This window comes from Pseudomonas fluorescens (assembly GCF_012974785.1).
In the GTDB taxonomy this organism is placed as follows: Bacteria; Pseudomonadota; Gammaproteobacteria; order Pseudomonadales; family Pseudomonadaceae; genus Aquipseudomonas; species Aquipseudomonas fluorescens_BT.
On record NZ_CP027561.1, the window covers coordinates 5,754,801 to 5,768,359 of the forward strand.

General features: G+C 61.6%; 11 protein-coding genes. 9 read left to right on the top strand and 2 right to left on the bottom strand.

From position 1 onward, the window contains the following. The first annotated feature begins 116 nt into the window (after nt 1-116). Nucleotides 117-2,294, top strand: a complete 2,178-nt coding sequence (locus C6Y56_RS26290) for a malate synthase G (RefSeq protein ID WP_169432197.1) — start codon at nt 117-119, stop codon at nt 2,292-2,294. A gap of 69 nt (nt 2,295-2,363) precedes the next feature. On the opposite strand, the gene C6Y56_RS26295 is transcribed toward C6Y56_RS26290, so the two are convergent. Beyond that, on the bottom strand, nt 2,364-2,810 hold the full coding sequence (locus C6Y56_RS26295; protein ID WP_169432198.1) for a response regulator: 447 nt from the start codon (nt 2,808-2,810) through the stop codon (nt 2,364-2,366). Between the two features lie 253 nt (nt 2,811-3,063). On the opposite strand from C6Y56_RS26295, the gene C6Y56_RS26300 reads away from it, so the two are divergent. The 8 genes from C6Y56_RS26300 to C6Y56_RS26335 all read left to right on the top strand — a co-directional run bounded on the left by C6Y56_RS26300 (nt 3,064) and on the right by C6Y56_RS26335 (nt 12,027). Then, nucleotides 3,064-5,004: a putative nucleotidyltransferase substrate binding domain-containing protein gene (locus tag C6Y56_RS26300; RefSeq protein WP_169432199.1), complete on the top strand. Its 1,941-nt coding sequence runs from the start codon at nt 3,064-3,066 to the stop codon at nt 5,002-5,004. Continuing rightward, on the top strand, nt 5,001-5,708 hold the full coding sequence (locus C6Y56_RS26305; RefSeq protein WP_169432200.1) for a 3'-5' exonuclease: 708 nt from the start codon (nt 5,001-5,003) through the stop codon (nt 5,706-5,708). Before C6Y56_RS26300 ends, C6Y56_RS26305 begins: the two co-directional genes overlap by 4 nt. Nucleotides 5,709-5,819: 111 nt before the next feature. Beyond that, nucleotides 5,820-6,338, top strand: coding sequence for an RNA polymerase sigma factor (locus tag C6Y56_RS26310; RefSeq protein ID WP_169432201.1), 519 nt, complete (start codon nt 5,820-5,822; stop codon nt 6,336-6,338). After that, complete coding sequence (locus tag C6Y56_RS26315; protein WP_169432202.1) at nt 6,335-7,306, top strand: FecR domain-containing protein; 972 nt, start codon at nt 6,335-6,337, stop codon at nt 7,304-7,306. Before C6Y56_RS26310 ends, C6Y56_RS26315 begins: the two co-directional genes overlap by 4 nt. Nucleotides 7,307-7,428: 122 nt before the next feature. Beyond that, the gene (locus C6Y56_RS26320) at nt 7,429-9,855 is read left to right on the top strand and encodes a TonB-dependent siderophore receptor (RefSeq protein ID WP_169432203.1); all 2,427 of its coding nucleotides are present in this window, start codon (nt 7,429-7,431) and stop codon (nt 9,853-9,855) included. Nucleotides 9,856-9,929: 74 nt separating this feature from the next. Further along, entirely contained in the window at nt 9,930-11,060 is a 1,131-nt protein-coding gene (locus tag C6Y56_RS26325) for a PepSY-associated TM helix domain-containing protein (protein ID WP_169432204.1), read from the top strand. Next, nucleotides 11,057-11,236: a hypothetical protein gene (locus C6Y56_RS26330; protein ID WP_169432205.1), complete on the top strand. Its 180-nt coding sequence runs from the start codon at nt 11,057-11,059 to the stop codon at nt 11,234-11,236. The genes C6Y56_RS26325 and C6Y56_RS26330 overlap by 4 nt, the downstream gene beginning before the upstream one ends. Before the next feature lie 161 nt (nt 11,237-11,397). Further along, entirely contained in the window at nt 11,398-12,027 is a 630-nt protein-coding gene (locus C6Y56_RS26335) for a glutathione S-transferase (protein WP_169432206.1), read from the top strand. Nucleotides 12,028-12,114: 87 nt separating this feature from the next. On the opposite strand, the gene creD is transcribed toward C6Y56_RS26335, so the two are convergent. Then, a complete protein-coding gene (gene creD / locus C6Y56_RS26340; RefSeq protein WP_169432207.1) occupies nt 12,115-13,485 on the bottom strand; it encodes a cell envelope integrity protein CreD in 1,371 nt (456 codons plus the stop codon). Between the last annotated feature and the right edge of the window lie 74 nt (nt 13,486-13,559).

Below are 13,559 nucleotides of genomic sequence, written 5' to 3' on the forward strand. Positions count from 1 at the left end.
CCAGCCGCCAGCGATGGCATGTACTGGTCAAGGGGTTTGTGGTTTAAATGGCCAGAGGCTTCATTGTTAAATTGAAGAGCTGAAAAGCGAAATAGCTGAGCAGAGTGAGGCAAGCAATGACTGAACACGTTCAAGTCGGTGGCCTGCAGGTCGCCAAAGTCCTGTTCGACTTCGTGAACAACGAAGCCATTCCCGGTACCGGCCTCACCGCCGACAAATTCTGGGAAGGTGCCGACAAGGTCATTCACGACCTGGCGCCGAAGAACAAAGCCCTACTCGCCAAACGCGATGACTTCCAGGCTCGTATCGACGGCTGGCACCAGAGCCGTGCCGGTCAGCCGCACGACGCCGTGGCTTATAAAGCCTTCCTGCAAGAGATCGGTTATCTGCTGCCAGAAGCGGCTGATTTCCAGGCAACGACGCAAAACGTCGACGACGAAATCGCCCGTACCGCCGGCCCGCAACTCGTGGTTCCGGTGATGAACGCCCGCTTCGCCCTCAACGCCTCGAACGCCCGCTGGGGTTCGCTGTACGACGCTCTATATGGCACCGACGCCATCAGCGAAGCCGGCGGCGCGGAAAAAGGCAAAGGCTACAACAAGGTGCGTGGCGATAAAGTCATCGCCTTCGCCCGTGCGTTCCTCGACGAAGCCGCGCCACTGGCCGCAGGCTCCCACGTCGATTCCACCGGCTACAAGATCGCTGACGGCAAACTGCTGGTCACCCTCAAGGGCGGCAGCACCAGCGGCCTGCGCAACGATGCACAACTGATCGGCTTCCAGGGCGACGCCAATGCGCCGATCGCGATCCTGCTGAAAAACAACGGCCTGCATTTCGAAATCCAGATCGACGCCAGCACCCCGGTCGGCCAGACCGATGCCGCCGGCGTCAAAGACATCCTGATGGAAGCGGCGCTGACCACCATCATGGACTGCGAAGACTCCGTGGCGGCTGTCGATGCCGACGACAAGGTGGTGATCTACCGCAACTGGCTCGGCCTGATGAAGGGCGACCTGGCGGAATCCGTGTCCAAGGGCGGCCAGACCTTCACCCGTACCATGAACCCGGATCGCACCTACACCAAGGTCGACGGCAGCGAATTGACCCTGCACGGCCGCTCGCTGTTGTTCGTGCGTAACGTCGGTCACCTGATGACCATCGACGCGATCCTCGACAAGCACGGCAACGAAGTGCCGGAAGGTATCCTCGACGGTCTGGTGACTTGCCTCGCAGCGATGCACAACCTGAACGGCAACACTTCACGCAAGAACACCCGCACCGGTTCGGTCTACATCGTCAAACCGAAGATGCACGGCCCTGAAGAAGCGGCGTTCACCAACGAGCTGTTCGGTCGCATCGAAGACGTGCTGGGCCTTGCGCGCAACACCCTGAAAGTCGGGATCATGGACGAGGAACGCCGTACCACGGTCAACCTCAAAGCGTGCATCCAGGCTGCCAGCGAGCGCGTGGTATTCATCAACACCGGTTTCCTCGACCGCACCGGCGACGAAATCCACACCTCCATGGAAGCCGGCCCGATGGTGCGCAAGGCTGACATGAAGGCCGAGAAGTGGATCGGCGCCTACGAAAACTGGAACGTCGATATCGGTCTGAGCACCGGCCTGCAAGGTCGTGCGCAAATCGGTAAAGGCATGTGGGCGATGCCCGACCTGATGGCAGCGATGCTCGAACAGAAAATCGCTCACCCGCTGGCCGGCGCCAACACTGCTTGGGTTCCGTCGCCGACGGCTGCCGCGCTGCACGCGCTGCACTACCACAAGGTCGACGTGTTCGCCCGTCAGGCCGAGCTGGCCAAACGCGCCCGCGCTTCGGTCGATGACATCCTGACCATCCCGCTGGCGGTCAACCCGAACTGGACCCCGGAGCAGATCAAGAACGAACTGGACAACAACGCCCAGGGCATTCTCGGTTACGTGGTGCGCTGGATCGACCAGGGCGTGGGCTGTTCGAAAGTGCCGGATATCAATGATGTCGGCCTGATGGAAGACCGTGCGACGCTGCGTATCTCCAGCCAGCACATCGCCAACTGGCTGCGCCACGGTGTGGTGACCGAAGCGCAAGTGATGGAAAGCCTCAAGCGCATGGCGCCGGTAGTGGACCGTCAGAATGCCAACGACCCGCTGTACCGTCCGCTGGCCCCGAACTTCGACAGCAACATCGCCTTCCAGGCGGCGGTCGAACTGGTGATCGAGGGCACCAAACAGCCGAACGGCTACACCGAGCCGGTCCTGCACCGTCGTCGCCGCGAGTTCAAGGCTGCCAACGGCCTGTAACTTGCGCGGATGCCGGACATGAAAAGCCCTGATCTTTTGATCAGGGCTTTTTTGTTTGCGCCGGATTGGCTAGGGCTCGATGCCCAGCTCATGCCTGACCAGTCCAAGCAATTTGGCGGTATCGATCGGTTTGAGCAGAAAATCCACCACACTCAAATGCATCGCCGCAATCGCGTCCTTCACGTCGGCATCGCCCGACACAATGATGATCGGCAACGCCGCCCGCACTGACTCGCGCACCTGGCGGATCAACTCCAGACCATCGACGTTGCCCATGCGCAGGTCTGTGATCACCAGTCCGATCGAAGGTTTTTCCGCGAGCATTTTCAGAGCGGTTTCGCCGCTGGCCGCGGTCAGGCAGCGAATGCCATCCAATCCGAGAATCTCCGACAACAGCTCCCGGGCGTCCTTGTCGTCGTCGACGATCAATACACGTTGCGGTGGCAAATCGGGTTCGAGCATTACAGCGCTGAGCGCTTCCCGCTCGGCGTCGCTCAAAATATCGTGGTCGGACATGGCGTTCTCTACGTTTTCAATTCAGTCCCCTGGCACAGTGGTCAGACATCGCTGGGCAGAGCTTCAATGTGCACTTCGTCGGATTTTTTTCCAAGGGGCGAACCGAAGAATTTCCGACTGATTTTGTAGGGCATATCCGAAAACTCCCCAACGGCATGCCCAACCTAGACTTACGTCCAATGGGCACCCCGCGCGATGGGGTCGACCATGGCTGCAACGATCCGACAACAACAATTCGAAAAAGACTGCGGTAATGGTTATGAGTAAAGCGGACGCCTTCACCCAGGCAGGGAAAACCGCGGTGTTGCAGAACATTCAGGGCACTTTGCAATTCCTCCAGCGCTTCCCCCCTTTCAATCAAATGGAACACGCCCACCTGGCCTATCTGGTGGAGCAATGCCAGCTGCGCTTCTATGGTCAGGGCGAGAGCATCATCAAGCCCGCCGACGGGCCGGTCGAACACTTCTACATCGTCAAGCAGGGCCGGGTGGTCGGTGAGCGCCCACACACGGCCAAGGGCGGCACCGAAACCACGTTTGAAATCACCACCGGTGAGTGTTTTCCCCTCGCCGCGCTGCTCGGCGAACGGGCGACCCGCACCGAGCATCTGGCCGGCGAAGACACCTTCTGCCTGCAACTGAACAAACTGGCGTTCATCAAGCTGTTCGCCCTCTCCAATACCTTCCGCGACTTCGCCCTTCGCGGGGTCAGCAGCCTGCTGGATCAGGTCAACCAGCAAGTCCAGCAGAAAGCCGTGGAAACCCTCGGCACCCAATACTCGCTGAACACCCGCCTGGGCGAATTGGCGATGCGCCATCCAGTGACCTGCAGCCCTTCCACCCCTCTGCGCGAAGCGGTGAAGCTGATGCATGAACAACAGGTCGGCAGCATCGTCGCGGTGGATGAACACAAGGCGCCGCTGGGGATTTTCACCCTGCGCGATCTGCGGCATGTCGTGGCTGAAGGGGTTGGCGATTTCAGCGAGCCGATCGAACGCCACATGACGCACTCGCCGTTCTATCTGTCGCCGGATCACAGCGCCTTCGACGCGGCGATTGCCATGACCGAAAGGCACATCGCCCACGTGTGCCTGGTCAAGGATCAGCGCCTGTGCGGCGTGGTTTCCGAACGGGATCTGTTTTCGCTGCAGCGGGTCGATCTGGTGCACCTGGCCCGGACCATCCGCAGCGCCCAGCGAGTCGAGCAACTGGTGACCCTGCGCGGCGAGATCGGCCAACTGGTGGAACGCATGCTCGCTCACGGCGCGTCCTCGACCCAGATCACCCACATCATCACCCTGCTCAACGATCACACCGTGTGCCGGGTGATCGAACTGACCCTCGTCGAGAAAGGCGACCCCGGCGTGCCATTCAGCTGGTTGTGTTTCGGCAGCGAAGGCCGGCGCGAGCAGACCCTGCACACCGATCAGGACAACGGCATTCTGTTCGAAGCCCGGGATGCGGCCCACGCGGCGGAGATTCGCGGCAAACTGCTGCCGATTGCCCAGCAGATCAACAACAGCCTGGCGCAATGCGGCTTCACCCTGTGCAAGGGCAACATCATGGCCGGCAATCCTCAGCTATGTCTGTCCCGTGCCGAATGGGCCCGACGGTTTGCCGCGTTCATTCGCGAGGCGACGCCGGAGAACCTGTTGGGTTCCAGCATCTATTTCGACCTGCGGGTGGTCTGGGGTGATGAACAGGGTTGCGAGCAATTGCGCCGGGGGATTCTCGATCAGGTCGGCGACAATCGCCTGTTCCAGCGGATGATGGCCGAGAACGCCTTGCGCAACCGTCCGCCGGTTGGGCGTTTCCGTGAGTTCGTGCTGACGAAAAAGAACGGCGAGAAAGCCACGCTGGACCTGAAGATCCAGGGCCTGACCCCGTTTGTCGACGGTGCGCGCCTGCTCGCGCTGGCCAACGGCATCGACGCCAACAACACCCTCGAACGCTTCCGCCAGCTTGTGGATAAAGAAGTCATCGACCGACTGGATGGCGCCGCGTACGAAGAGGCGTATCACTTCATCCAGCAGACGCGCATGCAGCAGCATCAACTGCAGACCCGGGAAAACCTGCCGTATTCGAACCGGGTCGATCCCGACAGCCTCAATCATCTGGACCGGCGCATCCTGCGCGAATCCCTGCGCCAGGCCCAGCGCCTGCAAAGCAGCCTGACCTTGCGGTATCAGCTATGAGCCTGTTTTCGTGGCTGCGCCCGGCCAGCCCCGTTCTGCCGGACAATCTGCGACAACGCCTGGCGAAACTGCCGGCGATCCGCGGACTGAGCGAGTGCAGTCTGCGCGAACAGCGCTGGGTGGTGCTGGATCTGGAAACCACCGGGCTCAATCTGAACAAGGATCGGGTGCTGTCGATCGGCGCGGTGGTGATCGAGGACGGTGCGATCGATTTCAGCCAGCAATTCGAACGCACCCTGCAATGTCGCGAACTGAAACTCGGCCCCAGTGTGTTGATCCATGGACTGGGGCCGAACGCGATTGCCGCCGGCAGCGAACCGGCCGAGGCTCTGGTCGATTTGCTGGAGTTTATCGGGGACAGTCCGGTGCTGGCGTTTCATGCGCCGTTCGATCAACACATGCTGGGCCGCGCCATGAAAGAACACCTGGGGTACAAATTGCAGCAGGTGTTTCTGGATGTCGCCGACATCGCACCACTGGTTTGCCCACAAGCGCACATCCGCGAGGCAGGACTGGACGAATGGATCGACTGGTTCAGGCTTGAAGTGTTCGAACGCCACCACGCCAGCGCCGATGCGCTGGCCACGGCGGAACTGGCGTTGATTCTGTTCAGTCGCGCGCGTCAGCAACAGATCCACAGTCCACTGAATCTGCAACAACGCCTGAGCCAATGGAAGCGCCGTCAGCAGACACATTCGTTCTGAGTCCCGGGTTGTCGCCCGACAACCCGACCGGTGGCCAATTGCTAACCATTCCCACCTCTGCCACAATCGCGAACAATTCTCGTTGGTTAACATTTCCCAGTCGGTGTTTTCGTGTCGTCAGCCCAAAGCCCTCACAGTGAGCTCGTCGGTGCGTTGTATCGCGACCACCGCGGTTGGCTGCTGGCGTGGCTGCGGCGCAACGTGGCCTGCCCGCAACGCGCCGAGGACCTGAGCCAGGACACCTTCGTCCGCCTGCTCGGCCGCGACGAACTGCTGACGCCCCGCGAACCCCGGGCCTTTCTGGTAGCCATCGCCAAGGGCTTGTTGTTCGACTACTTCCGCCGGGCAGCGCTGGAACAGGCGTATCTGACCGAACTGATGCTGATTCCCGAAGGCGAGCAGCCGTCGGTGGAAGAGCAACAACTGATCCTCGAAGACCTCAAGGCCATCGACCGCCTCCTCGGCCAATTGTCGACCAAGGCCCGCGCCGCTTTCCTTTATAACCGTCTCGACGGCCTGACCCATGCCGAGATCGCCGACAAACTCGGCGTTTCGGTCCCCCGCGTGCGCCAGTACCTGGCCCAGGGCATCCGTCAGTGCTACATCGCCCTGTACGGTGAGCCGACGTGAACCCGGCCAGTTCCAGACCGGTGCCGGCCCATGTGCTGGATGCAGCGATCGCCTGGCAATTGACCCTCGACTCCAGCAGTCCGCTGGAGCGCGAAGAGTTCGCCAAATGGCACGCTGCCAATGAAGAGCATGCCCGCGCCTGGCGCCAGCTGGGCATGCTCGACCAGCGTTTCAGCGTGGCCAACGGCCCGGCACGCAGCGCATTGCTGCAATCGCGCGAAGGCATCCGGCGTCGGGTACGCAAACTGGGCAGCGGGCTGGCCAGTGTCGTGGCGGTGGTCGGTCTGACATTGTTTGCCGCCGACCATTACCTGCCGCTGGATTACTGGCTCGCCGATCAACGCACCGCCACCGGTGAACAACGTACCGTGCGGCTGGCGGACGGCACCGTGGTCAATCTCAACACTCACAGCGCCATGGATGTGCGGTTCGATGAAAAGCAGCGGCTGATCGTGCTGCAGGAAGGTGAAATCCTTATCGAAACCGGTCATGGCGATGCGCGGCCGTTCCTCGTCGAAACCGCCGAGGGCAGCATGCGCGCCCTCGGCACGCGTTTCCTGGTCAAGCGAGAAGACGCCGGCACGCGCCTGAGTGTGCTGCAATCAGCGGTGGCGGCGCATCCGCAATCCGATCCGCAGGAACAGATCCTGCGCGAAGGCCAGCAAGTGCTGATCCGCAATAACGGCTTGGATTCGGTGGTGGCGCTCAACCCCGGCGTCGATGCCTGGACCCGCGGCATGCTGGTGGTGGACAACGCCCGCCTGGAAGACCTGGTGCATGAACTCGGTCGTTATCGTCGTGGCCATCTGGGCATCTCACCGGAGGTGGCCGATCTGCGCATCACCGGCAGTTTCCCGCTGCACGATACCGACAAGGCGCTGAACGCCCTGCTGCCGACGCTGCCAGTGCAGATCGAGCAGCACACGCCATGGTGGGTCACCGTGGCCAAGGCTGATCCGAAGCCTTGATCCTCTGTCATGGCGCGGGCCGTTTCGCGTTAATCGACATTATTTTCATCCAGCCCTATCACTTTTCGAATCTCGTCCGGCACACAGGCAATTGAGAAATATTTCCATTCAGGAGCCGCCGTATGTCCCGTTCGCTAGACACCTTGTTGCGCCCCAGTTTGCTGGCGGTCGCCATTGTCCTCTGCACCCCGCTGGCCAGCAGCCAACTGATCGCCGCTGAACAGGCCTCGAGCGTACGCGCCTACAACCTGCCGGCCGCGCCCCTGTCGACCACCCTTAACCAGATCGCCAGCCAGGGCGGCCTCACGCTGTCGCTGAACCCGGCACTGGCGGCGGGCAAGACCTCGGCGCCGGTCAACGGCCAATATGACGCGGCCGGCGCCCTGCGCGCGGCCCTGCGTGGCACGGGTCTGCAACTGCAACAGAGCGGCACCGGGACCTACACTCTGGTCGCCGTGCCGGATGGCGTGCTGGCGTTGCCGGAAACTTCCGTGATCAGTGTGGAAAACACCGAAACGGCCTGGGGCCCGGTCGAAGGCTACACCGCCACTCGCACTGCCGCCGGCACCAAGACCGACACCGCGCTGGTCGAAGCGCCGCGTTCGATTTCCGTCGCCACCCGCCAGCAGATGGACGATCGCAGCGTGCACAGTCTCGATGACGCCGTGCGCTACATGCCGGGCATCACCGCCAGCAGCTACGGCAGCGACACCCGCGCCGACTGGCTGCGCGTGCGCGGCTTCGAACCGACTCAGTTCCTCGACGGCCTGCCGCTGCCAAAAGGCGTGTACGCCAACCCGAAACAGGAAACCTGGAACCTCGACCGCCTCGCCCTGCTGCGCGGCCCGGCTTCGTCCGTGTACGGCCAGACCCCGCCGGGCGGCCTGCTGGACATGGTCAGCCGTCGCCCGAGCGATGTGCAGAGCAGCGAAATCCAGCTGCAATACGGCAGCGACAACCACCGTCAGATCAACTTCGCCAGCACCGGCAAGATCGACGAAGCGGGTCAGTTCCTGTATGGCCTCAGCGGCGTGGTGCGTGACAGCGACACGCAGATCGACCACATCGAAAACAAGCGCTACAACATCGCGCCGAGCCTGACCTGGAACATCGACGACGACACCAGATTCACCCTGCTGACCCAGTTCACCCGCGACGATACCGGCATCACCAGCCAGTTCCTGCCGGTGCAGGGCACCAAGATCGACATGCCGTTCGGCAAGGTTTCCCATCACAAGAACCTCGGCGATCCGGACTGGGAATACTACGACCGCACCTACTACGCGCTGGGCTATGCCTTCGAACATCGCCTGAACGATGTGTGGCAGTTCAAGCAGAACCTGCGTTACACCAAGTCGGATCTGTCGTTCCAGGGCATTACCGTCGGCTCCTACCCGTTCACTCAAGTGGACAATGACGGCAACGTTGGCCGCTCGACCACCATCGTCGACGAAGACATCAGCCAGTTCGCCGTGGACAACAACTTCCAGGCCGACTTCGCCACCGGCGACATCCGCCACACCCTGCTGCTGGGTCTGGATCACCAGCGCAGCAATACCAACTACACCTCGATCTTCGGCAGTGCGCCGGACATCAACGTGAACAACCCGATCCATGGTCAGCCGATCGTGCGTCCGGCGCGCTCCACCGCGTTCTATGACTACAACCAGAAGACCTACCAGACCGGCCTCTACATCCAGGACCAGATGGCCCTGGACCAATGGCGCCTGACCCTCGGTGGCCGTGAAGACTGGGTGCACACCGGTACCCAGTTCATCAACAAGGCCGATGCGACCAACACCGAGCGCGACAAGGCCTTCAGCGGTAACGCGGCGATCAGCTACGTGTTCGACTCCGGTTTCGTGCCGTACCTGTCGTACGCCGAATCCTTCCAGCCCACCAGTGGCGCCGACGCCTCCTCCACTGAATCGCTCAAGCCCACCGAAGGCAAGCAATGGGAACTGGGCATCAAGTACCAGCCACCGGGCAGCAAGACCCTGCTGTCCGCAGCCGTGTATGACCTGACCCAGAAAAACGTCTCGGTCAGCTCGTTCGTCAACGGCGTATCGATCACCAGCCAGACCGGCGAGGTGAAAGTCAAAGGCCTGGAGCTGGAAGCCACCTCCGATGTCACCGACAACCTGAAAGTCATCGCCGCCTACACCCTGGCCAAATCCGAAGTGCAGAACGGCGTCGACAAGGGCAATCGTCTGCAACTGATGCCGAACCAGCAGGCCTCGCTATGGGCCGACTACACCTGGCACAGCGGCGTGCTCGACGGCTTCGGCATCGGCGCCGGTGCGCGCTACACCGGCAACACCTACGGCGACAAGGCCAACACCTGGCTGGGCAAGGCGGACGCCTACACCGTGTTCGATGCCAGCGTGCATTACGACCTCGGTCGCCTGGACAACAGCCTCAAAGGCGCGTCGCTGGCAGTCAACGCCACCAACCTGCTGGACAAGGACTACATCTCTACCTGTGACAGCTTCTACTGCTACTACGGCGACCAGCGCAGCGTCATCGCCAGCGCCACCTACAAGTGGTAAGCGTCTGAGCTGAAACCGGCCCGGCAACCAGGCCGTCCCTCGTGGACGGCTTTGGTGCTCTTTAAGGTCATCAAATGAAAAGTAAAACAATTCGCCGCTGGTCGTTCGTCCACACCTGGACCAGCCTGATCTGCACCGTGTTTTTGCTGCTGCTGGCCCTGACCGGCCTGCCGCTGATCTTTCATCACGAGATCGAGCATCTGCTCGGTGACGCACCCCAAGTGCGCGAGATGCCGGCCGATACGCCGCACCTGAATCTGGCGCAACTGGTGCAAGCCGCCGAAACCCATCGCCCCGGCGAAGTCGTGCAGTATTTCGGTTTCGAAGACGACGAGCCGAACACCGTGCTGACGATCATGGCGAAGACTGCCGGCACCGAGCCGAATGCCTCGCACACCTTCATGCTTGATGCGCGGACCGGAGAAGCCCTGGAAACACCATCGGCCAATGGCGGGCTGATGCTGTTCATCCTGCGCCTGCACGTCGACATGTTTGCCGGTCTGGCGGGCAAGTTGCTGCTGGCGTTCATGGGTGTGTTGTTCGTGGTCGCCATCGTGTCCGGGACGGTGTTGTACCTGCCGTTCATGCGTCGCCTGGATTTCGGCAGCGTGCGCCGGGACAAATCCACCCGACTGCGCTGGCTCGACCTGCATAACCTGATCGGCATCGTGACCCTGACCTGGGCACTGGTGGTCGGCGTCACCGGGGTGATCAGCGCCTGTGCCGATCTGATCATCGCGGCCTGGCGCAACGATTCGCTCAACACCATGATCGCGCCCTACCGCGATGCGCCACCGCTGACTCACCTCGCCCCGGCCACCCGCCTGCTGGATATCGCCGGCGAAGTCGCTCCGGGGATGAAACCGGACTTCATCGCCTTCCCCGGCACCCGCTTCTCTAGCGAGCACCATTACTCGGTGTTCATGAAGGGCGGCACCCACCTGACCTCGCATCTGCTGACGCCGGTGCTGATCGACGCCAGCAACCTGCAGGTCACGGCAGTCGCCGAACGGCCGTGGTACATGGACGCCATGGGCATGTCGCAGCCGCTGCACTTTGGTGACTACGGCGGCATGCCGATGAAAATCCTCTGGGCCACGCTGGACGTGCTGACCATCATCGTCCTCGCCAGCGGCGTGTATCTGTGGGTGGTGCGACGCAGGGCCGCAAGACCGGTGCTGGAACCGGCGCAGGCCTCTGCATGAAGCCGCGTCAGTCGAATTTCTGGAAGGTCTTCAGCACACCGCTGGTGATCGCGCTGCTGAGTGCAGCGGGCCTGTTCGCGGCGCTGCTGGGGGACGGGATCTGGGATGGTTTGAGCTGGATTGGCCTCGGAGTGCCGGCAATTCTGGGATTGAAGGGATTACTGCAGCGAAGCTGAAAAACCTGTGGGAGCGAGCCTGCTCGCGATAGCGGATTTTCAGTCACCTGGATTGTGAATGAACAGACGCTATCGCGAGCAGGCTCGCTCCCACAAAGAGCTTGAGCCAAGGCGCTGACAGGCTATGCTGCCCGTCATTGCCCCTGACCGAGATCCTGCCGATGTCCGCTCCCAGCATGACCCTGTTCCACAACACCCTGTCCCCGTTCGTGCGCAAAGTCATGGTGCTGCTGCACGAGACCGGCCAGCAGGATCGCGTCGCGCTGCAGGACTGTGTGCTCAGCCCTGTCAGCCCGGATCCTGCCCTCAACGAAGACAACCCGCTGGGCAAGATCCCGGCCCTGCGCCTGGCCGACGGCAATGTCATCCATGACAGTCGGGTGATCCTCGATTACCTCGACCACCAGCACGTCGGCAATCCGCTGATTCCCCGCGACGGCTCGGCCCGCTGGCGGCGCCTGACGCTGGCCTCGATGGCCGACGGGATCATGGACGCCTCGGTCATGGTGCGTTACGAGCAAGTGCTGCGCGCCCCGGAAAAACACTGGGACGAATGGCTCGAAGCCCAGCGCGAAAAGATCCGCCGCGCCCTCGCCCTGCTGGAGCGCGACGCGATTGCCGAACTGACCTGCCACTTCGACGTCGCTTCGATCAGCGTGGCCTGTGCGCTGGGTTATCTGGATCTGCGCTTCCCGGATCTGGGCTGGCGTGAAGCCAACCCGCAGCTGGCCAATTGGTTCTTTGAAGTGAGCCAGCGGCCGTCGATGATAGCGACGATGCCGAAAGTTTGATGCGCGGGGCGGGAGGCAACGACGCAAAGATCAGCGTCATCAACACCTCGGCCTCCCGCTGCTCCTCACGCAGCCCCACGAACCGACTCATTGCACCGCTCCGATATCGAATTCCAGCGGTTTGGCCGGTTTCTGCCCGATCCCGTACCAGTCCAGATTGCGGGTCAGCACCATGAACACACCGAGCAGACCGAACAGCAGCAGCGAACCCATCAGCAGCGCGTAATCCTCGGCGCTCAGCAAGCCGTAGAGCAAACCGTACAACGCCGCCAGCCCCGCCGAAAAACTCAAGCCGTGGCGCACGCTGCGCAGCACGTGGCAGACATAAAACCCGATCAACACCACGCAACCGCTGGCCGACAACAGATACGCGAGAGCAAAACCGATGTGCTCGGACAACGACAAAAGCAGCAGATAAAAGAACGCCAGCGCCACACCCACCAGCGCGTATTGCACCGGGTGCACCGCCAGGCTTTTCAGCACTTCGAACAGGAAGAAACCGGCGAATGTCAGGACGATGAACAGCAGCGCATATTTGATCGCCCGGTCGCTCTTCAGGTATTGATCCACCGGATCGATGAAGCTCACGCCGAAACTGCGCCCGTTGAACGCCTCGCAATCATTGCCCGACACGCAACGGTTCATGGCTTCTTGCAAATTGGTGGAGAAAAACGAGGTCTGCCAATCGGCGGTGAAACCCTGATCGGTGATCTCGCGCTTGGCCGGCAGGAAGTTGCCGATGAAGCTTGGGTGCGGCCAGTTGGCAGCGAGGTTCACGCGGCTGGTCTTGCCCACCGGCAGCACCTGCAGCGAACCGGTACCTTGCAGGCGCAGATCGAAGCCGAAGGCCAGTTCCGTGACCTGAGTGGTATCGAGTGCAGGCAACGTCGCCCGAACACCTTCGCCGAGCCAGCCCACTTGCGTGCCGGGCACAAAGTCCAGGCGTTGCGAACCGAGTTCCAGTTTCAGGGCATTTTCAATGCCTCGAATATCACTGATGCCGATTGCCAGAAACGGCGCATCGAATTTGTAATCGACGAAGTCTTCCTTGATCCCCAACTGCGCCGGTAGCGAAAAATGCCCGCTGATGCGGTTGTCGGCATGGAACAGCCGCGCCTCGTAGATCCCACGGGCACGCAGTTCGGTCTGCACCTGGCCGTCGAGTTCGAAGCGCTCCGGCAGGAAGTACAGGCGGCCACGTTCTTCGCTGATTTCCTGATAACGCTCGTCACTCTTCTCTTTGGTCTTCCAGGTGCGTACCACCTTGCGGTACGGCACCACCATCACCGGCCCACTGATCTGCTGGCTGTAGCTGGAACTGCGGGCAATGTCTTCAAGCACACCGTCACGCCGTTGCTGGCGATCATCGATGATGCCGTCGATCATCAGCAGCGGGACCAGCAGTACCAGGATCAGCAGGGCAATGGCCCCGAGCTTGAAAGTCAGATTTCGGTTCATCAGAACGCTCCCTTGTTTGGAATGGAGCAAGTCTGCAAATGCTGTGTGGGTTTGTGATGGAGGTTCTGTGGGCT

Excerpts from the sequence above, each read along its gene's own strand:
- C6Y56_RS26290 (WP_169432197.1), top strand. The coding sequence starts at position 117 with ATGACTGAACACGTTCAAGTCGGTGGCCTGCAGGTCGCCAAAGTCCTG.
- C6Y56_RS26295 (WP_169432198.1), bottom strand. The coding sequence starts at position 2,810 with ATGTCCGACCACGATATTTTGAGCGACGCCGAGCGGGAAGCGCTCAGC.
- C6Y56_RS26300 (WP_169432199.1), top strand. The coding sequence starts at position 3,064 with ATGGTTATGAGTAAAGCGGACGCCTTCACCCAGGCAGGGAAAACCGCG.
- C6Y56_RS26305 (WP_169432200.1), top strand. The coding sequence starts at position 5,001 with ATGAGCCTGTTTTCGTGGCTGCGCCCGGCCAGCCCCGTTCTGCCGGAC.
- C6Y56_RS26320 (WP_169432203.1), top strand. The coding sequence starts at position 7,429 with ATGTCCCGTTCGCTAGACACCTTGTTGCGCCCCAGTTTGCTGGCGGTC.
- C6Y56_RS26325 (WP_169432204.1), top strand. The coding sequence starts at position 9,930 with ATGAAAAGTAAAACAATTCGCCGCTGGTCGTTCGTCCACACCTGGACC.
- C6Y56_RS26330 (WP_169432205.1), top strand. The coding sequence starts at position 11,057 with ATGAAGCCGCGTCAGTCGAATTTCTGGAAGGTCTTCAGCACACCGCTG.
- C6Y56_RS26335 (WP_169432206.1), top strand. The coding sequence starts at position 11,398 with ATGTCCGCTCCCAGCATGACCCTGTTCCACAACACCCTGTCCCCGTTC.
- creD (WP_169432207.1), bottom strand. The coding sequence starts at position 13,485 with ATGAACCGAAATCTGACTTTCAAGCTCGGGGCCATTGCCCTGCTGATC.